This is a genomic window from Streptomyces sp. NPDC017979 (assembly GCF_044328175.1).
Taxonomy (GTDB): domain Bacteria; phylum Actinomycetota; class Actinomycetes; order Streptomycetales; family Streptomycetaceae; genus Streptomyces.
Window position 1 is genome coordinate 240,802 of sequence record NZ_JBIRGU010000003.1, and the last position, 22,187, is coordinate 262,988.

The following is a 22,187-nucleotide window of genomic DNA, read 5'->3' on the forward strand; positions in this document are numbered from 1 at the left end:
GTCCCGCCGCGCGCCGGGGCGCGGCCAGGGCAGGGCACCAGGACACATGCAAACAGGAGGCCGCTGGTGACACGAGCGCGCCCAGGGGACTTGTCCCGAGGGAACGATGGCGTCCCCCGTCTGCGCGGGTTGGCGGGCGGGGAACGGTCCGCGGCCCTCGACGCCGCCGCGGCCACGGTCACGGCCAGGAGCGCGGCCAGGGCCCGCTCCGAGCGGCCCCTGACGAGCGTCGACGCGTCCGGGGGCGGTCCCCGCGACGACCGGTGCGACGAAGGCGGCGCGGGCGGCGGGGACGAGGGCAGCCAGTCGAAGCTGTGGCACATCACGCTCAGCGTCTCCGGGGCGAAGGCGCCGCTGACCGAGGTCCGGCGCGGTCTGGAGCAGTTGGCGCACGATCATCCGTTCCTGCTGACCAGCCGGTACGCCAACGACCACGCAGAGATCCGCTACTGGGAAGAGGCCCGCGACCTGCACGACGCGGCCGCGGTGGCGCTGCGGCTGTGGGGGGAGCACCGCTCGTCGGCGAAGCTGCCGCCGTGGACGATCGTCGGCCTGGAGGTCATCGACCGCCAGACGTACCACCAGCGCATCGCGGAGGGCTACGGTCCGCCCCCGGCGTCGCCCGTCGGCATCCACCCCTTCTGACCGCTCGCTCGCTCCCTTTGGCCAGGTCGCACGGGGTTTGCGGGGGATCGCACGGGCTCGTCCCGGTGCGGGGCGGTCCGTGGGGGCGTCTCGGAGTGCGGGATGTGCGAGGGGTCGTTCCGCCCGGCGCACTACCCTGCGGGTATGACGACGTCATCGCCGCTCTCGCCGTACGACAACCTCTCTCCGGTCGCCCGCGCCGCCTACCGAGCCCGGGCCGCCGCGGCCGACATCGCGCCGCTGCCGCGCTCGGTCAAGGACGACGCGCTGCTGGCGATCGCGGACGCCCTGGAGGTCCGTGCCAACGAGATCGTTTCGGCCAATGCCGAGGACGTCGCCCGGGCCCGCGAGGCGGGCACCGGCGAGTCGATCGTCGACCGGCTGACCCTCACCCCGGAGCGGGTGCGGGCCATCGCGCACGACGTGCGGGACGTCGCGGCGCTGCCCGACCCGGTCGGCGAGGTGGTGCGCGGCTCCACCCTCCCGAACGGCATCGACCTGCGACAGGTCCGGGTCCCCCTCGGCGTCGTCGGGATCATCTACGAGGCCCGGCCGAACGTCACCGTGGACGCCGCGGCCCTCTGCCTCAAGTCCGGCAACGCCGTCCTGCTGCGCGGCTCCTCCTCCGCGTACGCCTCCAACACCGCGCTGGTGCGGGTCATCCGCGACGCGGTCGGCGGCTCGGGGCTGCCGGCGGACGCGGTGCAACTCGTGCCCGGCGAGTCGCGGGACTCCGTGCAGGAGCTGATGCGCGCCCGCGGGCTGGTGGACGTGCTGATCCCGCGCGGCGGCGCCGGGCTGATCCGGACCGTGGTGACGGAGTCCACCGTCCCGGTCATCGAGACCGGCACGGGCAACTGCCACGTGTACGTGGACGCGGACGCCGACCTCGACATGGCGGTCTCCATCCTGGTGAACTCCAAGGCGCAGCGGCCCAGCGTCTGCAACGCCGCCGAGACCCTCCTGGTCCACCGGGACATCGCCGACGCCTTCCTGCCGCGGGCGCTGGACGCGCTGGCCGAGGCCGGGGTGACCGTCCACGGCGACGAGCGGGTGCTCGGGTACGCGGCCGACAGCAAGGCCACGGTCGTGGAGGCCACCCCGGACGACTGGGAGACGGAGTACCTGTCGTACGACATCGCCGCGGCCGTGGTGGACTCGCTGGACGCGGCGGTCGCCCACATCCGGCTGTGGTCCTCCGGCCACACCGAGGCGATCGTGACCTCCTCGCAGGCGGCGGCCCGACGGTTCACCCAATTGGTGGACTCCACCACGGTCGCCGTGAACGCCTCCACCCGCTTCACGGACGGCGGCCAGTTCGGCTTCGGCGCGGAGATCGGGATCTCGACGCAGAAGCTGCACGCCCGGGGGCCGATGGGGCTGCCGGAGCTGACGTCCACGAAGTACATCGTGACGGGCGACGGCCACACCCGCTGACGCCCTGGGGCGCCCCCCGGGGCGGTTTGGGCGGGGGAGCGGGGGGGCGATGGTACGGGTGGGGTGTCGGCCACGGCCGCGGCTGACTTCTTCCGGCGTCTGCCCAAACCCATCGCCCAGGTCTACTCTGAAGGCGTGCCGGACGACGTGGGGGGCAGGCCGTTCCCGGACGGCTCGGAGCCTGACGACGACCGCGGAGGCGCGGACGAGGACTTCGCCTCCGTGGTGTTCGACGAGGACTTCGTCAGGTCGGCCGAGGTCCACGAGCCGACCGCCGTCGAGCGGCTGCTGGCGGCGGCCCAGGCCAGGGCGGAGGCCGAGGCGGCCCGCGCCGGCGCGGGGATGGGCGCCCCGGACGACGATCCCTACCGGGACGGTTACGAGGCGTACGACCGCGACCGGCCCCGCGCCCCCGACGGCGCCGTCGACGACGGGTGGTCCGCCAACTACAGCCCCTACGACGGTGCCCTGCGGCCCTACCGCAGCACCGCCCGCTGGCACCGGCCGGTCGCCTGGGTGCTGGCCCTGCTGATGGGGATCGGGATGGTCGCCCTGGCCTTCACCGCGGTCTACCGGGGCGCCGCCGGCAACCGCCAGGACCAGGTCCCGGCGCCCGCGACGACCGGCGTCGACAGCACCCGGTCGAACCCGGCCCCGGCTCCTGGCGCGGGCACCCCCGGCACCCCCGGACCGCCGGGCTCCGCGGCCGACCCGAACGCCCTGCGGGACCGCGTCGCCGTCTCATCCGCGCCGCCCGACCGCCCCGCCGCACCGGTCCCGATGGACCCGCGCACCCCCTGACCTGCCCCCTCCGTCGAACGCCGGTGCCCCAACGGGCACGGAGTGACGCGCCGTCAAACTTTGCCCTGCGAAGGCGCGTTTACTGAACGGCCGGCAGACCTACTCTGAAGGTATGGCTGGGCGCGGAGATCCACCCGGGGAGACCCCCGGAGGGACACCCGAAGGACCTCCCGGCGATGGGGAGGACGAGTACCGATCCGTCGTCTTCGACGAATCGTTCGTACGCGCTGCGCGGCTCCAGGAGTACTCCGCGCGGGAGCGCCTGGGCAGCCCCGCCCGCGCCGTCCGCACCCTGCCGCCCTGGCACGGCACCCCCCGCCGCAGCGGCGGCGCCCTCTCCGCACTCGTCCTCGCGCTGTTGATCGCGATCGCCCTCGGCACCGTGATCTACCTGGGCGTACGCCACCCCCATCGGGCCCCGGTCAGCCAGCGGGCCGACGCCCTGCGGATCTCGATGATTCCGCTCGTCCCCTCCGGCCCGGTGCCCGGCGGGACGCCCGAGGAACTGTTCCGTAACAGCCCCGCCGCCCAGCACCGCATCGGCGCCTCCGGCATCCCCCTGCCCGGCGCCCGGCGCACCGGAAGCTTCTCCGAGAGCGACGTGCTCGCCGCGCTCACCATCGCCAAGAACTACCTCGTGGTCTCCTCCCTCTATCCGGAGGTGCTCACGGGCGGCGCGGTCCGCCCGGTGCGGGTCCTGCTCGACCCCGACCAGTTCGACCAGTTCGACCGGAGCATGGCCACCCCGGCGCCCGACGGCCGCCACGCGGCCGCGGGCTGGCTGATCCGCTTCGACCCGGCGAAGGTCGCGCTGGCCGACCCCGGCGTCCGGGTGCACGGCACGCTCAGCTACTCCACCGCCGGGTCGGACACCCTGGAGGTCACCTCCAACCACTCCTTCACCTACGCCCTGCGCCCCGCACGGCCCCCCGGCGCGACCCCACAGCCGGACCCCGCTGCGCCACCCGCGAAACCCCAAGCGGCCGCGGGAGCACGACCGGACGCGCAAGCCCAGGCGGCCCCGGACCCGGGACACCAGTCCGGCTCGAAGGAGCCAGACGCGGGGCAGGCGGGCTCGGGACAGCCGGCCTCAGGGCCGCAGGCTGCTGGAGCGGGGCAGTCGGGCCCAGAGAGCCAGGCGGGCGCAGGGCAGCAGACCGGCTGGGGGCGGCCGTCGGGTGAGGCGGGCACCGCCCAGCAGGCGGACTCGGCGAACCGGGGCGCGTCCCTCTTCGTCATCCGCCGTGAGCTACGGCTCCGCTTCGACCACGACGACCTGCCGCACCGCCGCGCCGAACTCGTCTCCAGCAGCATCCAGGCGGGCCCCCAGAGCTGCCCCCAAGACGGCTCCGGCACCCTGCGGCCCCTGCTGTCCGGCGAACGAGCGGCCCTCGGGGTCCCGGCCGGCACGGATCCTTACACCACGGCCGAGCCGACGACGGCGCTGTGCGGCTCCCTCTCCCCGGCCGCCCAACCCTCCCCCTCGCCGTCCAAGGGGCGGTGAGGGGCCCGTCAGCCTTCGCTGCCGGAGCCACTGCCTCCCGAACCGCTGCCTCCCGAGCCACTGGCGCCCTTGCCGTCGCCGTCCGCACTGCCACCGTCCGCACCGGCACCGGCGTCCTTGCCGCCTCCGGACGAACCGCCACGGCTGCCGTTGCCCGTGAACTTGTCGCGGAGCTTGCCGCCGAGGTCGCCCGCGCCGCCGGCTATGTCGCCCACCAGCTTCATCAGGGGATCCTTGCTGGTGCGCACGGTGTCCGCGTAGTGGGAGGCGGACTCGCGGAAGGAGTCCGTCACCGAGGTGTCCTTGTCCTCGTCCCGCTTGGGGTAGTGCCCGTCCATGATGCGCTGGAAGTCGCGGCTGTCGGCCCACTTCTTCAGCTCCGCGGCGCGCACCGTGGTGAACGGGTGCGAGCGGGGCAGCACGTTCAGGATCTTCAGCACGGAGTCGCGCAGGTCGCCGCCGGCCTCGTACTCCTCGGCCTGCTTGAGGAAGGCGTCCACGTTCATCTGGTGCAGGTGGTTGCCGCCGGCGATCTTCATCAGACCGCGCATGGACGCCTGGAGGTCCTGTCCCACCAACAGCCCCGCGCGGTCCGCGGACAGCTCCGACTTGCGGAACCACTCGCGCAGTGCCGTGACGATCGCCATGATCGCCACATTGCCCAGCGGTATCCAGGCGACCTTCAGCGCCAGATTCGTCAGGAACAGCAGGATCGTTCGGTACACCGAGTGGCCCGAGAGGGCGTGGCCCACCTCGTGGCCGACGACGGCCCGCATCTCCTCCTCGTCCAGCAGCTCCACCAGGCCCGTGGTCACCACGATGATGGGCTCGTCCAGGCCGATGCACATGGCATTGGGGCGCGGGTCCTGCGTCACGTACATCGCGGGGACCTTCTCCAGGTCGAGGATGTAGCAGGCGTCCCGCAGCATGGCGTGCAGATGGGCGAACTGTGCGTCGCTCACCCGAACGGAATCGGAGAGGAAGAGGAGGCGCAGACTGCGCTCCGGCAGCAGTCCGCTCAGTGACTTGAAGACGGTGTCGAAGCCGCTGAGCTTGCGCAGTGCCACCAGCGCCGAGCGGTCCGCGGGATGCTCGTACGCCCGGGAGGAGATCCCGGGGAAGCGCCGGCGCTGCCTGCTCGGCACTTTGTCTTGACTGCTTTCGGTCATTCCAGCCCCCTGTGTGAACCGATGGTGCGTGTGATCGTGCTCGTGCATGCGTACGTCTGTTACGTGTACGTCCGTTACGCGTATACGCGAACGTCCGTGCGAAGGCGACGGATGTGCGAACGGACGGCTCGCCCCCCTGACGACATCCAGCGTAGGCGCTGGCGTCCAGGTCCGCCGAAGCCTGTGGATAACTTCGGATCGCCGGTCCCCGAGGGGGCATTGGCATCCGAAATTGCCCGGTCGCCCCGCCCGCTCCCCACCCGCCGGCACCGCATGGACGACGCCGTGACGATGACAACGACTGAGTCGGCGTGAGCGTGCCCGACCCGCCCGCATACGATGTGCCCGAAGTCCCTCCGCCCCGCAACCGATCGATTGGTCCCGCTGAAGATGAGCCTCACAAGCACCGCCACCGACCTGGTCACCCTTGCCGAGGGGGGCGGCCACGAAAGCCTGAGCCCGCTCCTGGTCGGCGGCTGCGCCCTCGCCGCGCTGCTCCTGTTGCTGTGGATCACGACCCGCTTCAACCGGGACCGCTGAGTCCCGACCGGGTGCTCCGCACGAACGTGCCAGTAGGCTCTGCACGCATGGGAGAGCAGGAAGTGGCCAACGCAGCCGGGCCCGGTGCCTCGGGCTCCGGCCCGGCCCGTCGTCGACTCGGCGTGATGGGCGGGACGTTCGACCCGATCCACCACGGTCACCTGGTGGCGGCCAGCGAGGTGGCCGCCCTGTTCCACCTCGACGAGGTGGTGTTCGTGCCGACGGGGCAGCCGTGGCAGAAGACCCACAAGACCGTGTCCCCGCCCGAGGACCGCTACTTGATGACGGTCATCGCCACGGCCTCCAACCCCCAGTTCTCGGTGAGCCGGATCGACATCGACCGGCCCGGCCCGACGTACACCATCGACACGCTGCGGGACCTGCACGTCCTCAACGCGGACTCCGACCTCTTCTTCATCACCGGAGCCGACGCGCTCTCCCAGATCCTCGGGTGGCGGGACGCCACCGAGCTGTTCTCGCTCGCCCACTTCATCGGGGTGACGCGTCCGGGGCACGACCTGACGGACGACGGACTCCCCGAGGGCAAGGTCTCCCTGGTGGAGGTCCCCGCTCTGGCGATCTCCTCGACCGACTGCCGGGCGAGGGTCGCCCAGGGGGATCCGGTCTGGTACCTGGTGCCGGACGGTGTCGTGCGCTACATCGACAAGCGCCAGTTGTACCGCGGCGACTGAGCCGCGGAGAGGGGCCCCGGTGAACGACCAGCAGCAGCCGTACGACCCGTATTACCCACCTCCGCAGATCATCGGTTACGACGAGTACGGGCAGCCGGTCTACCAGCAGCCCCAGCAGCCCCAGCAGCCCCCCGGATACGACCCGTACGCCCAACAGCAGTACGGCTACGACCCCTACGCACAGCAGCAGCCCCAAGGCCCGCACCCCGCGGACGTCGGCCCAGGTCAGGCCCCGGGTCAGGGGTACGACTACGGAGCCCCCGACCCGTACGCCACCGGGAGCCACGACGCCGGCGGCTACCCCGCGGCCGGCTACGCCCCCGCCGCGTACGACTACGACACCGGCCAGCAGCCCGCCGCCGTCGACACCGCGCAGCAGTGGAGCGTCCCCCCGCAGCAGGCCGCGCCCGACCAGCGCCCCGGGCCGCCCGAAACGCCGCCGCCCGCCGAGACCCCGCTCGCCGTGCCCGGCCAGCGCCGGGCCGGGGACGAGCCCGCGGGGGAGCGGGACTACCGCACCGAGCAGTTCTCCTTCATCGAGGAGAACGCCGAGTCCGAAGACGTCATCGACTGGCTGAAGTTCACTGAGAGCCGTTCCGAGCGGCGCGAGGAGGCCAGGCGCCGCGGCCGGTTCCGGATCATCGCGCTCGCCGTGGTCCTCGCGCTCTTCGCCGTGGGCGGCGTCGGCTACCTCTGGGCCGCGGGCAAGCTGCCCGGCCTGTCCGACGACGGTGAGAAGAGCACGGCGGGCGGCCCGCAGAAGCGCGACGTGATCGTGGTGCACCTGCACAACACCAAGAAGAAGGGCACGTCCACCGTGCTCCTCGTCGACAACGTCACCGCGGGCCGGGGCACCACGGTGCTGCTCCCGAACGCCCTGGGCGTCGCCGGCGAGGACGGTGCGGCCACCACTCTGGGCAAGTCCGTCGACGAGGACGGCTCGGTCGGCACCCGGGAGGCCGTCGGCGCCCTCTTCGGCGCGAAGATCAGCGGCACGTGGCGGCTCGACACCCCCTTCCTGGAGAACCTGGTCGAACTCGTCGGCAGCATCGACCTGACGACGGACGCCGAGGTGCCCGGCGCCAAGAAGGGCGCCGCACCGCTGGTGCCCAAGGGCGAGAACCAGACCCTGAACGGCCGCGCGGCCGTCGCGTACGCCACCCACCTCGGCCCCGGAGAGTCCGAGGCCCAGCAGCTCCAACGCTTCGGCCAGGTCATGCTGGGCGTGCTGAAGAAGTTCCCGAGCGACGCGCAGTCCGCGACCGTCACCGTGGAGACCCTGGCGCAGATCCTCGACCCCTCCCTGACCGAGAAGGACCTCGGCGCCTCGCTCGCCAAGCTCGCCGACCACGCCAAGGGCGGCGACCACACCACGACGCTGCTGCCCGTCCAGCCGGACGGCACCCTCAGCGAGCAGGCGTCCGTCGACGTCGTGAAGAACGTCCTGGGCGGCTCCGTCACCGCTCCCGAGCAGGGCGCAGCCGTCCGGGTGGGCATCAAGAACGCCACCGGGGGCGCCGCGGCCACCGAGAAGGCCAGGATCTCGCTGGTGAACGCCGGCTACGCGGTCGTCGACGGCGGCAAGGCGGACACCGCCGCCGCATCCCAGGTCACCTACGGTGACGAGGCGCGCAAGGCGGAGGCCGCGGAGATCGCCAAGACGCTGGGCCTGCCGGCCGACGCGGTGAAGCAGGGCAAGGCGCTCCCCAACGCCGACGTCGCCGTGGTCCTCGGCAAGGACTTCCGCACGGGGTGATCCACCGCACCCGCCGACCCGTCGCCCGGCTCTGACCTGGCCCCTTCCGAAGGGGCCAGGTCGGGCCCGCGGGGGCCGGCAACAAAAGGGGGCGGGGGTTGTCAGCGGTCCGTGAGACCCTTGGGTGGTATCCGACCGTCGAAGAAAGCCAGCTTTGTGACCGCTACGGACCGCTCCATCGAGCTCGTCAACGCCGCCGCGCAGGCCGCGGCCGACCGGCTCGCGCACGACATCATCGCGTACGACGTCAGTGACGTGCTGTCCATCACGGACGCCTTCCTCATCGCCTCCGCGCCCAACGACCGCCAGGTCAAGTCGATCGTCGACGAGATCGAGGAGCGGCTGCAGATGGAGCTGGGGGCCAAGCCGGTGCGCCGCGAGGGCGACCGCGACGCCCGGTGGATCCTCCTTGACTACGTCGACATCGTGATCCACGTCCAGCACAGCGAAGAACGCGTCTACTACGCCCTGGAGCGCCTGTGGAAGGACTGCCCCGAGCTGCCGTTGCCCGAGGACGCCGCGAAGACCCGCGGCAAGGGCAAGGAGCACGCGGAGCTGACCGGCGGCTCGGACGGTGAGTTGAGCTGAACGAGGACGCCTACAAGCGCTCCGGCCGCCGCATCGTCATGTGGCGGCACGGTCAGACCGCGTGGAACCTGGAGCGCCGCTTCCAGGGCACCACGGACATCGCGCTCACCGACACCGGCATCGCCCAGGCCCGCCGCGCCGCCCGGCTGCTCGCCTCGCTCAAGCCGGACGCGATCGTCGCCTCCGACCTGAAGCGGGCCGCTGCCACCGCCGCCGAGCTGTCCGACGTGACGGGGCTGCCGGTCCAGCACGACGAAGGTCTGCGCGAGACCTACGCGGGCGTCTGGCAGGGACTGACCCACCAGGAGATCATCGAGCGCCACCACGAGCAGTACGCGGCGTGGAAGCGCGGCGAGCCGGTGCGCAGGGGCGGCGGCGAGCTGGAGACCGAGGTCGCCGACCGTGCCGCGCCCGTCGTCCTGGGGCACGCCGAGAAGCTGCCCGAGGACGGCACCCTGGTCGTCGTCAGCCACGGCGGCACCATCCGCACCACCATCGGCCGCCTGCTCGGCCTGGACTCCCACCACTGGGAGAGCCTCGGCGGCCTCTCCAACTGCTGCTGGTCCGTCCTCGGCGAGGGCGCCCGCGGCTGGCGCCTGCTGGAGCACAACGCCGGCACCCTGCCCGAGCCGGTCCTGGGCGACGACACCTGACCCGGCCCGCTCGCCCGGCCCCGCTCCACCGGATTTCACTTTCCGGCTGGTCGCAGGCTAAAGTTCTTCTTGTTCGCAGCGCCGAGCGTGAAGAACACCAGGGGCTATAGCTCAGTTGGTAGAGCGCCTGCATGGCATGCAGGAGGTCAGGAGTTCAATTCTCCTTAGCTCCACACCCCGAGATCCCGTCCTCATCCGAGGGCGGGATTTCTCGTTGCACCGCCCGTGCCCGGAGCAAAGCGCCCTCGGGGCTGCCTCCGCCCCGAGCACCCGGCCGCGCCCGCCGCTACGCCTCACAGCGCCCCCTGCTCGTCGAGCTTCCGGAGCCCGTCCAACCGCTGCCCGCTCTCCTCGTCGCCCGGGGAGTACACCACCAGCCGGCACTCGGGCATGCCGTTGATCTCCATCGACACCGAGGACATCCGCATCACGCCCACGGCGGGATGGCGGAACGTCTTGATCCGCGGCCCCGGCAGCACGACGTCCCCACTGCGCCACAGCTCCGCGAAGTGGCCGCTGGCCTTCGACAGCTCCTTGACGAACGAGTCCCATGCGGGCTCGCCCACGTGCCGTCCGTACGCCCCGCGGAACTGCGCCACCATCAGCGGAAGCTCCACCTCCGGGTAGAGCACCGGACACTCGTCCCACCCCGCAGCGACGAAGAGCGTCCACAGCACGTTCCCCCGGCCCTTGCCCACGAACAGCTCGCTCTGGAACAGCCGGTCGTAGCTCCGATTGCTCGCCAGGACGTCGTACCGGGGGTTGTAGACCACGCTGGGGCGGGGGTCGAGGGCGTCGAGGATGCCCTGAACCTCGGGCCCCACGCCGGTGGGGTCCTCCCGCACCTTCTGCTCGTACGGCACCTGTGCCAGGTGGTACAGGTGCTGGCGCTCGGACGGGCCCAGCCGCAGCGTGCGCGATATCGCGTCGAGGACCTGGGGCGAAGCATTGATCGGCCGCCCCTGCTCCAACCACGTGTACCAGGTCACGCCGACGCCGGAGAGCTGGGCGACCTCCTCGCGGCGCAGCCCCGGCGTCCGCCGTCGGACGCCGGGCGGCATGCCGACGTCGGCCGGCGTCACCCTGGCCCGACGGCTGCGCAGGAAGGCGGCCAGCTCCGGTCGGCGGCGGCAGGCGCGTCCGCCGACGTGTCGCCCCGCGCCGGCCGTCCCGTCCGCCCTGCCCGTCCCGTCCGCGTCGGTGGTCCCGCCCGTGCCGTCGGCAGTCGTCATCGTCGTCACACCCCCATGGTCGACGCCGCTGCTGCACCGTGCCAGGTGCTGCCAGTACCAGTATCAGCGGGCTCTCAGTACCCGTACCGGAGTGCCGGCAGGCTCCCCGTCATGTCGACCACCTCCTCCCGGCCGCCGAACCCCGGTGACCTCCGTACGCCCAGTAAAGGGCCCGGCACTGACAATCGCCGCGGCGGGCGGCCCGCCCTGCTGCTGGTGGCCCTGTTGGGCACGCAGTTCATGGCGCTGCTGGACACGTTCATCGTCAGCACGGCGCTCCCCACCATGCGCGCCGATCTCGACGCGTCCGGTGCCGGGCTGCAACTCGTCGCCGCCGGCTACACCATCGCGTACGCCGTGTTCCTGGTCACCGGCGCCCGGTTGGGCGCCCTGATCGGGCACCGGCGGGTCTGGATCGGCGGGCTGGCGCTCTTCACCGCGGCCTCCCTCGCTTGCGGACTCGCCGCGGACACCGGCCAATTGATCGGCTTCCGACTGGTCCAGGGAGCGGGGGCGGCCCTGTTGATCCCCCAGGTGCTCAGCCTGATCCAACGCAACTTCACCGGCGAGGCACGCGCGCGCGTGCTCGGTGCGTACTCCGCGGTGCTCGCCCTCGGCGCGGTCTCCGGACTGGTCGTCGGCGGAGTACTGGTCGGCGCCGACCTGTTCGGACTGGCGTGGCGGCCGGCCTTCTTGGTGAACGTCCCGATCGGAGCCGTGCTGTTGCTGCTGGGACTGCGGGTGCTGCCGCACGACCGCGGCGACCGGTCCGCGCGCGGCCTCGACCTGCCGGGCCTCGTCCTGCTCGGCGCCGCCGTCTGCCTGTTGACGGTTCCTCTGGTGCTGGGCCACGAGACGGGCTGGCCCACGTGGACCTGGGTCGGGCTCACGGCGTCCGCCGTCGTCTTCGGCGCCTTCCTCGCGTACGAGTCACGGCTCGCCCGGCGCGGCGGGGCCCCGTTGGTCTCCCCGCGCGTCCTGCGGATCCCGGGCATGGGCCGGGCCGCCTTCGGCATCGCCGTCGCGATGGCCGTGAACGCCGGCTTCGTGTTCGCCGCCGCGCTTCACGTGCAGGACGGACTCGGTTACGGAGCCCTGCACGCCGGACTCCTGTTCGCGCCGACGGCCCTGGCCTTCGGCCTGGCCGGACTGACCTGGCAGCGCTGGCCGGCCCGGCTCCAAGCGGTCCTGGTCCCCGCGGGGTTCGCCCTCGCCGGGCTCTCCACGGCCGTCTGCGGGCTCCTGTGGCGCGAGGGCGGGGACGGCGGCCTCCTGCTGCTCCCCGCGCTCGTCTGCCTCGGAGCGGGCCTGTCGTGCGCCTTCAGCCCCGTGCTCGCCGGCGCGTTGGCGACCGTGCGCCTAGAGGACGCGCCCGACGCCAGCGGGCTGTTGGTGACCGTCACCCAACTGGGACAGGTCCTGGGGGTCTCCGCCTTCGGCACGTTGTTCCTCAGTCAGCGGACGACGACCGGAGCGGCGGGGTCCGCCGACGGCTGGTGGTGGTGTTCGCTCGCGCTGGCCTTCGTGTCGCTCCTGGGCGCCGCGGCCCATCTCGTGCGCGCACGGCGCTGACCTGCCGGCCTTGGTCGTGGCAGAATCGGACGGCCGGAGGGGACACCGGCCGGAACGGGAAGGAGTGCACGATGTCCGCCACCACGGGCCAGGACGGTGACGCCCTGCTCGCCGCGGTGGATGCGCGTGCCCTCCTCAGTTGCCCGTCCTGTGGATCCGCGCATGTCGCCCAGGTCCTCGGCGACAACGGTGGAGTCTCTTACGTGTGCACGTCCTGCGGCCACTGCTGGAGCTGACTGATGGGGGCACACAGGCGTAAATGCGACTGGTGCGGCAGCGGTACGCCCATCGTTCGCGACATGGACCCGATCAACCCCGACTACCAGTACTGGTGCGAGGAATGCGCACGGGCGCTGATCATAAAGGGCGACCCGATCGAGACGTACCGGGAGCTGGAAGGCGAACCGATCTACGGCCGCCTGCTGGATGAACACTGCACGCTGAAGCGCTTCTACTCCTTCGCCACGGCGTAGCCGTGACCGGCGTCGAGCCCGGGGACGGCCCTGCGGGCGGGGCGCCGGAAACGGATTTGGTGAAGCGCCCTGATGAGCGTTAATGTTGTCGACGTCGCCGCGACCCGGAGAACGAAACGAGCCGGGTGACATCTCGCAAGGGGCTATAGCTCAGTTGGTAGAGCGCCTGCATGGCATGCAGGAGGTCAGGAGTTCAATTCTCCTTAGCTCCACAGCATCCGTCTCGAAGAGGGACGGAATCAAAGATCCCGCCAGGACCGATCGGTCCGGCGGGATTCTTCTTTTGCCCCGCTCGGGTTTGCCCCGCCCTTGACTGTTCCGTTAGGGCCCGGTCGTAGCTGCGTACGGGACCTCATCGCAGACCGTGCTGCGGCCCGCTGCCCAGCTCCCTGCGGTGTGTGGCGGGCAGCGCCGGTCGTGGTGCCCGGTCCGGTTCAGGTAGGTCCGTCTGCTCGATCCGCATCGCCAGCGCGGGGCACCGGCGCACGGCACGCTGCGCACGCCCCCGCAACTGCACCGGCACCACTGCGTCCGCCACCGAGGGATATCCGTCGGGATTGATCCGGATCAGCTCCGGCACGACGTCCGCGCACAGGCCGTGGCCCTGGCACAGGGTCCAGTCGATGACGATCCGCTCGCTGCTCTGCGTCAGCTCCGCCGCGTCCCGGTGGTCCGGCAACGGCAGCGGGAGCACGCCCTGCGTCTCCCGCCCGCAGCCGCCGTACAGCACGTGGGCGGCCAGGTCGTCCGTGAACGCGGACAGCGTGGAGGCGAAGAACCGGGCCGAGCCGTCCGGGTGCTTGCACGCCCCCCGCCCCTTGAGCGCCCGGGTCACCTCGCGCAGGGCCTCCAACGCGGTCGGACCACCGCCGTTGATCACGTCCGCCAGCCCACCGGCCGCGGCGGGCAGGCCCAGCCGGCACGGTCCGCATTGGCCGGCCGACTCCGCGGCGAGCCAGTGCGCGACCCGCAGCGCCTCGCCCAGCGGACAGGTGTCAGGACCGATCGGCAAGATCGCGCCCGCACCGAGCGAGCCGCCCACCGAAGCCAGGGACTCGCGGGAGACCACCGCTTCGTGGACGGCTGCCGAGCCGATCCACTCGCCGTGGTAGCCGCCGGTCAGCACCCCCTCGGGCGCGGGCGGGGCGCCGGCGAGCTGCAGTACGTACCGCAGCGGGACGCCCGTGGGCACCTCCACGACCATCGGCCGCGCCACGGCCCCGGAGATCGTCAACAGGACCGTGCCCGGCTCGGCCGCCGTGCCGGTGCGGCTGTAGCGCCGCGCGCCGATCCGGGCGGCGACCGCCAGCTGAGCGAACGTTTCGGCGTTGGAGAGCAGCGTCGGCGCGCCCCCCACGCCGCTCTCGGCGGCCCGCACCCGACGGCCGGGCGGAAGTGCGGGACCGCCGTTGATCGCCCGGACCACCGCGGACGCCTCGCCGGAGACCATGCGCTCCGGGGTCCGCACGACCCGGGCCCGCATCCGTTGTCCGCGGCGGTCCGACAGGCCGCGCTCGGCGAGCGCCGCCCGGGTCGAGATCTCGGTGGGGTCCCGGGTGACCGCGACGACCAGGGTGCGGGCGCCGAGCGCCTCGGCGGCCAGCAGGGCCCCGTCGAGGACCAGGTGCGGCGAACGGTTCAGCAGGACGGTGTCCTTGCGGCAGGCCGGCTCGCCCTCGCTGCCGTTGACCACGACGACGGGCCGCACCCCGCGCCGTATCGCCGACGCGGCCACCGCACGCAGCTTCCGTCCGAAGGGGAAGCCCGCGCCGCCCCGGCCGCGCAGGGAGATCTCCTCGGTCAGCCGCGCCAGCAGCTCGCCGGCGATCGGTTCGAGCGGGCCGTGCACCTTCAGGTGCAGACCGAGGTCCAACCGTTCGACGAGGTCGAAGCCCTGGGTGAGCTGGGGGAGGCCGACGACGCGGACCTCCGGGACGTCGGGGAGGGGGGCGTTCACGGTCGGTCTCCAACGGGCGCGCCCCAGGGCTCGCCGGCCCACGGAGGGTGGGGCCAGGGCTGCGCGCCGGCGGCGTCGGTGTCGTACGGGGAGGGTGGTGCGGTCGGCACGTCCGGGGCCTGGTCGGCGTACGGGGCTGGGGTGTCGTGGTCGTACGGAATGGGCTGCCGGGGCGGCACCGGGGGGTGGCCCGGCACGTACGGGGGCGCCGTTCCACCGCTCCCGCGCGCGCGGGTGACGGCCCTATAGGCGGCGGACATCCCGGTGCCGGTGAGGGAACCGGCTCCGAGGTCCCTGCCGTGTTCCGCGGGCTCGGCGGTCGGGGGCGGTGCCTCGTACAACTGCGGGAACGGTGGCGCGAGCCGCTGCCCGTGCCCGTGCCCGTCCAGCGCTGAGTGCCCGGGCCGTGCGTCGGGGCGCCACGCCGCCGTCCGTACGTCCTGTGATGCGGCCGGAGCGGTGCGGTGTCGATCGGCACCCGCCTTAGGTGCCGGCGGCGCTTCTTTTGTTCGGCCTTCCCGATCGCCGTCCGTCAGCACGGCGATCCCGGCGGCCAGTCGACGCTGTACGGGGCGCGGCAGCAGCCGCAGGGAGAGGGCGCCCGCGACGGCGAGCAGCGCCGTGCCGTACGCCGCCACCACCCAGGTCGGCGCCGGGCGCCCGGCGAACAGCCCGTGCACCAGCGCGAAGCACCAGGCGGGGTAGGCCAGCACGTGCAGGGACCGCCAGCGTCCCGCGGCCCGGACGTTGCCGGCGAGGGTGCTGCGGAGCGCCCCGGTGGCGCCCGCGGCCACCACGAGGACCCCGGCCAGCGCGCCGAAGCCGATCAGGCCCTCCGTGCTGGTCACCCCGAGCCCGAAGGGGACCAGCGCGCCGAACAGCGACACGTGCCCGAGCGACACCTTCACGGCGGCGTGCAGCAGCAGGAAGCCGAGCGCCCCCGCCGCGGTCGCCCGGTGCACGGCCTGGGCGACGAGGCGGTGGCGCGGGGAGAGCAGCAGCCGTTCGGTGGCGAGCAGCCCCCAGGCGATGGACGCGGTCAGCGCCACCAGGGAGAGCACACCGGTGGTGGAGTCCAGCGCGGTGCGGACCTCGTCGCCGCTGCCGACGGCGAGCAGCGGAAGGCATGCGGTCGCGGCCAGCAGCAGCCCGCCCCGCACCGCGCGACTGGGCCCTGCACGAGGCACCGGCGACGAACGTCTCTTGCGGTGGGGCTTCATGGGCGGCTCCGAGGGTGCGGGAAGTGCGGTCCCGGTGGTCGCATGCTAGGTCGACGCACACCGAGCGGATCGGGGTTTGCCGGTATCGGGAAGTTGGATGCGTCGTTGGTCATGTCGATTCCGTCGTTGGGCATGCCTTTGGACGGGCATGCCCTTGGATACGGTGGCGGCATCCGCTCGTCTCGATCCCCCGCGCGTCGGCCCCATCACCGGTTTCCTCGACGGGTTTCGTGCGGCACTGCGCGCCCCGTACCCGCGCGCGTCCGCGGGGCCCACTGCGGTACCCTGGCGCCATGCGTGCCGTACGCCTTCTGCTTAGCGAGCCGCGCTGATCAGTCCCGACGGATGAAGAATCCGGTCGGAATCGGCGCGGCGTCCCCTCCTGTGCGAGGGGTCCTTTTGTTTGTGGGCCACTCGACGGTGGGCCACGAGCCCTTCCCGACCGCAAGCAGAGACGATCGATGGAGCTTTGAGGACCATGAGCGAGACGAATTCCGCCGCTGCCGCATCTGCTGCGCAGGTGGCCGCGCCGCACCGGTACACGGCAGCCATGGCCGCCGACATCGAGGCGCGCTGGCAGGACGTCTGGGAGGCGGAAGGCACCTACGAGACGCCGAACCCCAGTGGTGACCTGGCCGGCGACGCGGAGGTGGTGGCCCGGCCGCGCAAGTTCATCATGGACATGTTCCCGTACCCGTCCGGCGCGGGGCTGCACGTCGGGCACCCGCTGGGCTACATCGCCACCGACGCGTACGCCCGCTACCAGCGCATGACGGGCCACAACGTCCTGCACACCCTGGGCTTCGACGCCTTCGGCCTGCCCGCCGAGCAGCACGCCATCGCCACCGGCACGCACCCCCGGGTCTCCACCGAAGCCGCCATGGAGAACATGAAGCGGCAGCTGCGCCGGCTGGGCCTGGGGCACGACCAGCGCCGTTCGATCGCTACGATCGACCCCTCGTACTACCGCTGGACCCAGTGGATCTTCCTGCAGATCTTCAACTCCTGGTACGACGAGGAGGCGGGCCGGGCGCGGCCGATCGCCGAGCTCGTCGCCCAGTTCGAGGCGGGGCGCGCGGTGCCCGGCACGTCGCGCGCGTGGGGCGAGCTGAGCGCCGCGGAGCGCGCGGAGGTCCTGGGCGGGTTCCGGCTGGCGTACGCCTCGGACTCCCCGGTCAACTGGTGCCCCGGCCTGGGCACCGTGCTGGCCAACGAGGAGGTCACCGCCGACGGCCGCTCCGAGCGCGGCAACTTCCCCGTCTTCAAGGCCAACCTGCGCCAGTGGAACATGCGGATCACCGCCTACGCGGACCGGCTGCTGGACGACCTGGACGCGCTGGACTGGCCGGACGCCATCAAGCTGCAGCAGCGCAATTGGATCGGCCGGTCCGAGGGCGCCCGGCTGGACTTCGCGGTCGACGGCCACGAGGACGCGGCCGTCACGGTCTTCACGACCCGCCCCGACACCCTGTTCGGCGCCACCTACATGGTCCTGGCGCCCGAGCACGACCTGATCGACGCCATCCTGCCCGCCGAGTGGCCGCAGGGCGTCAAGGAAGCCTGGACGGGCGGCGCCGCGACCCCGGCCGACGCCGTGGCCGCGTACCGCAAGCAGGCGCAGAACAAGAGCGACGTCGAGCGGCAGACCGAGCACAAGGACAAGACCGGCGTCTTCACGGGCGCGTACGCGGTCAACCCGGTGTCGGGCACCCGCGTCCCCGTCTTCGTCGCCGACTACGTCCTGATGGGCTACGGCACCGGCGCGATCATGGCCGTGCCCGGGCAGGACGAGCGGGACTGGGAGTTCGCCGAGGCGTTCGAGCTGCCGATCATCCGGACCGTACGGCCGCCGGAGGGTTGGGAGGGCGAGGCGTACACCGGCCAGGGGCCCGCCATCAACTCCGCCAACGACCGGATCTCCCTGGACGGCCTGGAGGTCGCCGAGGCCAAGGCCAAGATGATCGGCTGGCTGCGCGAGGAGGGCATCGGCGAGGGCACGGTCACCTACCGGCTGCGCGACTGGCTGTTCAGCCGACAGCGCTACTGGGGCGAGCCGTTCCCCATCGTCTACGACGAGGACGGCGTCGCGCACCCGCTGCCCGAGTCGATGCTGCCGCTGGAACTGCCCGAGGTGGACGACTACTCGCCGCGCACCTTCGACCCGGACGACGCGGACACCGAGCCGGAGACCCCGCTGTCGCGCAACGAGGACTGGGTGAACGTCACCCTGGACCTGGGCGACGGCCCCCGCCGGTACCGCCGCGAGACCAACACCATGCCCAACTGGGCGGGTTCGTGCTGGTACGAGCTGCGCTACCTGGACCCGGACAACGACCGCGAACTGGTCGCGCCGGACGTCGAGCGGTACTGGATGGGGCCGACCGAGGAGAAGCCCCACGGCGGCGTCGACCTGTACGTGGGCGGCCAGGAGCACGCCGTACTGCACCTGCTGTACGCGCGGTTCTGGTCCAAGGTGCTGTTCGACCTGGGCCACGTCTCGTCCGCGGAGCCGTTCCACCGGCTGTTCAACCAGGGCATGATCCAGGCGTACGTCTACCGGGACGCCCGCGGGTTCCCGGTGCCGGCCGTTGAGGTGGAGGAGCGGGACGGCGGCTTCTTCTACCAGGGCGAGCGCGTCAAGCGCGAGCTGGGCAAGATGGGCAAGTCCCTGAAGAACGCGGTCACTCCGGACGAGATCTGCGCCGAGTACGGAGCGGACACGCTGCGCCTGTACGAGATGGCGATGGGTCCGCTGGACGTCTCGCGACCGTGGGACACCCGTGCCGTCGTCGGTCAGTACCGGCTGCTGCAGCGGCTGTGGCGCAACGTCGTCGACGAGGCGACCGGCGAGGTGACGGTCGCGGACGCCGGTACGGCCGACGAGGCGACGCTGCGGGCGCTGCACAAGGCCATCGACGGCGTCGGGCAGGACATGGCGGGGCTGCGCTTCAACACCGCCATCGCCAAGATCACCGAGCTGAACAACCACCTGACCAAGACGGGTCGGGCCGTGCCGCGGGACGTGGTGGAGCGGCTGGTGCTGCTGGTCGCGCCGCTGGCACCGCACGTCGCCGAGGAGCTGTGGCGGCGGCTGGGCCACACCGATTCGGTGGTGCACCGGCCCTTCCCGGCGGCCGATCCGGCGTACGTCGTGGACGAGGCCGTGACCTGCGTGGTCCAGATCAAGGGCAAGGTCAAGGCGCGTCTGGAGGTGCCGCCTTCGATCTCGGAGGCGGAGCTGGAGGCGTTGGCGCTGGCGGACCCGGCAGTGGTGGCGGCGCTGGACGGCGCCGGCATCCGGAAGGTGATCGTCCGGGCGCCGAAGCTGGTCAACATCGTCCCTGCGTAACACCGCCGTCGCGGAGCGCGTCCCGGGTGGCACCGTTTTGGGCGGTGCCACCCCTGGGGGCGTCCTCAGGGGGTGTCTCCGCTCCGGGTTGCTTCTCCGGGGCCAATCAGGGGTCTTCCTAAGGGCAGGCTGAGGGTTCTGCTGGAACCCGCGGCCTGCCCGTTCCGTTTACCGTTGGAAGAACCACAACCGATGTCGAAGGGCCGCCCATGGAAGCCGTGATCTTGATTCTGGCGCTGCTCTTCTTCGCCTTTATTGGTTTGGGTGCTTTTGTCACCGTCAAGGCCGTGGGCGCGGCGAAGCGCGGCGTGGAGCGCACCGTCACGCAGGCGCGGCGCACGGTGGAGGAGACCACCCTGCGGGCCAAGAGCCTCGGCCAGGTCGGGGTCGCTGGGGAGCTGGCCCAGCTCCGGCTGTCGCTGCGGACCTCGATGCGGGCCACTCAGGACGCGCTCCGGGCCGGCGTGGCGGAGGACTCGGGGCTGGCGGAGTCGCTTGCCCTCTTCGAGCGGCTCAGTGTGCACGGACACGAGTTGGACGACGAGCTGAAGCGCCTGGAGCGGGAGCCCGACCGGAGCACGGTGGCCGCGCGGCTGCCGGAGTTGCGGGAGCGGACGGAGCGGATCGTGCACTCGGCGGAGTCGCTGCGGTGGGCCGCGCGTGACCGCGCGCAGAAGTTCGCCGACGACGATCTGGACGTGCTGAGCTCGCAGATCGACATGGAGGCGGGTGCGCTGCGGCACTGGACGGAGAGCCCGGCACCGGGCTCGTCCCCGGGGCGCTCTTGGTCGGAGGACGGCGCCGGCCAGTCGGCGCCGCCGGCTGCTGGCGCGGGGGCCGCTGCTCAGACAGGGTCTGGTGCTGGTGCTGGTGCTGGTGCTGGTGCTGGTGGCGCGGAGCGGGAGGCCGAGCCCGAGCCGCCGGCGATCACTGCGCGGGATCCGCGTCAGGAGCACTATCCCTGGCAGAAGGCGCCCCGTCCCGAGGCCACCAACTGACGTCGAGGGCCGCGGTGCTGCGACCGTGGTGCGCCGTGGTGCGCGACGGGTGTCGAGGGCCCCGAGGGGTCGGACTGCCGTCCCGCGTCCCTGACCGGTAACCTCCCGGTCATGTCCCCCCATGTCGCGATCGTCACCGATTCAACGGCCTACCTGCCTCCGCCGGCCGTGGAGCACCACGGCATCGTGACGGTGCCGTTGACCGTGGTCCTGGGCGATCAGGCGTTGGAGGAGGGAACGGAGATCTCGGCGCGCTCGCTCGCCGCCGCCCTCCAGAAGCGGTGTCCGGTGACCACGTCCCGGCCGAGCCCGGAAGTCTTCGCCGAGACGTACCGCAGGTGCGCGGCGGAGGGGGCGAGCGGCATCGTCTCCCTCCATCTGTCCGCCGAGCTCTCGGGCACGTACGACGCGGCCGTGCTCGCCGCCAAGGACGCTCCGGTGCCGGTGCGGGTGGTCGACACGGGCATGGTGGCGATGGCCCTCGGGTTCTGCGCGCTGGCCGCGGCGGAGACCGCGGAGAGCGGCGGCACGCTCGACGAGGCGGTGGCCGCGGCGGAGAAGCGGGCCGCCGGCACTGCCGCGTACTTCTACGTCGACACCTTGGACTTCCTGCGGCGCGGCGGTCGGATCGGGGCCGCGCAGGCGCTGCTGGGCTCGGCGCTCGCGGTGAAGCCGCTCCTCCAACTCGACGGCGGTCGGATCGAGATGTTGGAGAAGGTGCGGACGGCGTCGAAGGCGATCGCCCGGCTGGAAGAGCTGGCCGTCGACTGCGCGGGCGCGGGCGGCGTGGACATCGCAGTGCACCACCTGGCCGCCCCGGAGCGGGCCGCCGCGCTGGCCGAGCGGCTGCGCGAGCGGGTGCCGGGGCTGGCGGAGCTGCACGTCAGCGAGGTGGGCGCGGTGATCGGGGCGCACACGGGGCCCGGCCTGTTGGGCGCGGTGGTCTCACCGCACTGAGCTGCCCTGGGGCGGGCGCGGTCGGGTTGCGCACGGAGCGGGACGAGCCTGGCGGCGACGCGGGCAACTGCGTTCCGGCGAGCCCTGATTCAGGTGTGTCGCGCATCTCGTCCGGTCCGTGTCCCGTCCAGGTCGCCTCCTTCCATCTGCCGAGCTCGTGGAGATCAACGGGGCGCCGGGCACCGTGTTCAGCGCGCCGGGGCGCGTGATCGCCACCGTCACCTTCGACTTCGACGCCGACGGTCGCATCACCGTCATCCACAACGTGGCCAACCCGGACAAACTCCAGGCCGTCGCCGACGGCACCGCATACGACATCGGAACGCAGTGGGCGTCGTCACCGCACGCTGCTGCCGGGTGCGACGATCTTGCCCGGCCTCGCTCCGGCGGCAGCCCACCGGGCCCGGGGCTCGGGGCTCGGGGCCGACAGCGGCTTGGTGTCGGCTGTCGTTCCGACGGTCCGATCCTCGATGCACGAGCCGATGACGGTCCCCGTACGGGTGACGGAGTTATCCACAACACGGCAGTTGTCCACGGAATTTGGGTGAGTTCAGCAGGATTTTCCGAAGGTGCCTACCGTCGTACGCATGGCTCTTCGAACACGCTCTGTAACGAGTGGGCCGGGTCGCGGCCCGATGTCCGAC

Annotated in this window: 19 protein-coding genes, 2 tRNA genes and 1 pseudogene; 18 read left to right on the forward strand and 4 right to left on the reverse strand. The window is 72.2% G+C overall.

The genetic code is table 11. The features are described 5' to 3' along the window. Positions 1-66 precede the first annotated feature (66 nt). From ACH4E8_RS10615 to ACH4E8_RS10630, 4 genes are all read left to right on the forward strand, one after another. Positions 67-645, forward strand: a complete 579-nt coding sequence (locus tag ACH4E8_RS10615; RefSeq protein WP_398446460.1) for a hypothetical protein — start codon at positions 67-69, stop codon at positions 643-645. Positions 646-789: 144 nt separating this feature from the next. Then, a complete protein-coding gene (locus tag ACH4E8_RS10620; protein ID WP_398446462.1) occupies positions 790-2,082 on the forward strand; it encodes a glutamate-5-semialdehyde dehydrogenase in 1,293 nt (430 codons plus the stop codon). Between the two features lie 135 nt (positions 2,083-2,217). Then, on the forward strand, positions 2,218-2,883 hold the full coding sequence (locus ACH4E8_RS10625; protein WP_398446464.1) for a hypothetical protein: 666 nt from the start codon (positions 2,218-2,220) through the stop codon (positions 2,881-2,883). A 112-nt stretch (positions 2,884-2,995) separates the two neighbouring features. Further along, on the forward strand, positions 2,996-4,387 hold the full coding sequence (locus ACH4E8_RS10630; protein ID WP_398446465.1) for a hypothetical protein: 1,392 nt from the start codon (positions 2,996-2,998) through the stop codon (positions 4,385-4,387). An 8-nt stretch (positions 4,388-4,395) separates the two neighbouring features. Here the strand turns inward: ACH4E8_RS10630 and ACH4E8_RS10635 are convergent, their stop codons facing one another. Beyond that, positions 4,396-5,556, reverse strand: a complete 1,161-nt coding sequence (locus tag ACH4E8_RS10635; RefSeq protein WP_398446467.1) for a M48 family metallopeptidase — start codon at positions 5,554-5,556, stop codon at positions 4,396-4,398. 390 nt (positions 5,557-5,946) lie between these two features. On the opposite strand from ACH4E8_RS10635, the gene ACH4E8_RS10640 reads away from it, so the two are divergent. The 6 genes from ACH4E8_RS10640 (at position 5,947) to ACH4E8_RS10665 (ending at position 9,958) form a co-directional block, all read left to right on the forward strand. Then, positions 5,947-6,096 carry a hypothetical protein gene (locus tag ACH4E8_RS10640; RefSeq protein WP_398446469.1) on the forward strand — a complete coding sequence of 50 codons (150 nt, stop codon included), beginning with the start codon at positions 5,947-5,949 and terminating at the stop codon, positions 6,094-6,096. A gap of 47 nt (positions 6,097-6,143) precedes the next feature. Beyond that, on the forward strand, positions 6,144-6,788 hold the full coding sequence (gene nadD / locus ACH4E8_RS10645) for a nicotinate-nucleotide adenylyltransferase (protein WP_398446471.1): 645 nt from the start codon (positions 6,144-6,146) through the stop codon (positions 6,786-6,788). Positions 6,789-6,807: 19 nt separating this feature from the next. Next, positions 6,808-8,544, forward strand: coding sequence for an LCP family protein (locus ACH4E8_RS10650; protein WP_398446473.1), 1,737 nt, complete (start codon positions 6,808-6,810; stop codon positions 8,542-8,544). A 156-nt stretch (positions 8,545-8,700) separates the two neighbouring features. Beyond that, positions 8,701-9,132: a ribosome silencing factor gene (rsfS, locus tag ACH4E8_RS10655; protein WP_398446475.1), complete on the forward strand. Its 432-nt coding sequence runs from the start codon at positions 8,701-8,703 to the stop codon at positions 9,130-9,132. A gap of 38 nt (positions 9,133-9,170) precedes the next feature. After that, a complete protein-coding gene (locus ACH4E8_RS10660) occupies positions 9,171-9,785 on the forward strand; it encodes a histidine phosphatase family protein (protein ID WP_398446477.1) in 615 nt (204 codons plus the stop codon). 100 nt (positions 9,786-9,885) lie between these two features. Beyond that, positions 9,886-9,958: transfer RNA gene (locus ACH4E8_RS10665), tRNA-Ala, on the forward strand. 120 nt (positions 9,959-10,078) lie between these two features. On the opposite strand, the gene ACH4E8_RS10670 is transcribed toward ACH4E8_RS10665, so the two are convergent. Next, positions 10,079-11,017: a helix-turn-helix transcriptional regulator gene (locus ACH4E8_RS10670; RefSeq protein ID WP_398447273.1), complete on the reverse strand. Its 939-nt coding sequence runs from the start codon at positions 11,015-11,017 to the stop codon at positions 10,079-10,081. Positions 11,018-11,128: 111 nt separating this feature from the next. On the opposite strand from ACH4E8_RS10670, the gene ACH4E8_RS10675 reads away from it, so the two are divergent. The 4 genes from ACH4E8_RS10675 to ACH4E8_RS10690 all read left to right on the forward strand — a co-directional run bounded on the left by ACH4E8_RS10675 (position 11,129) and on the right by ACH4E8_RS10690 (position 13,274). Beyond that, positions 11,129-12,589, forward strand: coding sequence for an MFS transporter (locus ACH4E8_RS10675; protein WP_398446479.1), 1,461 nt, complete (start codon positions 11,129-11,131; stop codon positions 12,587-12,589). Between the two features lie 71 nt (positions 12,590-12,660). Beyond that, positions 12,661-12,825: a hypothetical protein gene (locus ACH4E8_RS10680; protein ID WP_398446481.1), complete on the forward strand. Its 165-nt coding sequence runs from the start codon at positions 12,661-12,663 to the stop codon at positions 12,823-12,825. 3 nt (positions 12,826-12,828) lie between these two features. Further along, a complete protein-coding gene (locus ACH4E8_RS10685; protein WP_328400676.1) occupies positions 12,829-13,062 on the forward strand; it encodes a hypothetical protein in 234 nt (77 codons plus the stop codon). A 139-nt stretch (positions 13,063-13,201) separates the two neighbouring features. Then, positions 13,202-13,274 (forward strand) — tRNA-Ala (locus tag ACH4E8_RS10690). A gap of 140 nt (positions 13,275-13,414) precedes the next feature. Here the strand turns inward: ACH4E8_RS10690 and ACH4E8_RS10695 are convergent. Beyond that, positions 13,415-15,019 (reverse strand): NADH-ubiquinone oxidoreductase-F iron-sulfur binding region domain-containing protein, encoded by a 1,605-nt coding sequence (locus ACH4E8_RS10695; RefSeq protein ID WP_398446483.1) that lies wholly within the window; start codon positions 15,017-15,019, stop codon positions 13,415-13,417. Next, the gene (locus ACH4E8_RS10700) at positions 15,016-16,206 is read right to left on the reverse strand and encodes a hypothetical protein (protein WP_398446485.1); all 1,191 of its coding nucleotides are present in this window, start codon (positions 16,204-16,206) and stop codon (positions 15,016-15,018) included. Before ACH4E8_RS10700 ends, ACH4E8_RS10695 begins: the two co-directional genes overlap by 4 nt. 511 nt (positions 16,207-16,717) lie before the next feature. Between ACH4E8_RS10700 and leuS the strand changes: the two genes are divergently transcribed. From leuS to ACH4E8_RS10720, 4 genes and pseudogenes are all read left to right on the forward strand, one after another. After that, the gene (gene leuS, locus ACH4E8_RS10705; protein WP_398446487.1) at positions 16,718-19,588 is read left to right on the forward strand and encodes a leucine--tRNA ligase; all 2,871 of its coding nucleotides are present in this window, start codon (positions 16,718-16,720) and stop codon (positions 19,586-19,588) included. A gap of 209 nt (positions 19,589-19,797) precedes the next feature. After that, the gene (locus tag ACH4E8_RS10710) at positions 19,798-20,586 is read left to right on the forward strand and encodes a hypothetical protein (RefSeq protein WP_398446489.1); all 789 of its coding nucleotides are present in this window, start codon (positions 19,798-19,800) and stop codon (positions 20,584-20,586) included. A gap of 111 nt (positions 20,587-20,697) precedes the next feature. After that, positions 20,698-21,543: a DegV family protein gene (locus ACH4E8_RS10715; protein WP_398446491.1), complete on the forward strand. Its 846-nt coding sequence runs from the start codon at positions 20,698-20,700 to the stop codon at positions 21,541-21,543. A 148-nt stretch (positions 21,544-21,691) separates the two neighbouring features. After that, positions 21,692-21,871, forward strand: a pseudogene (locus ACH4E8_RS10720) (RNA polymerase subunit sigma-24); the annotation flags it as partial. Positions 21,872-22,187 lie beyond the last annotated feature (316 nt).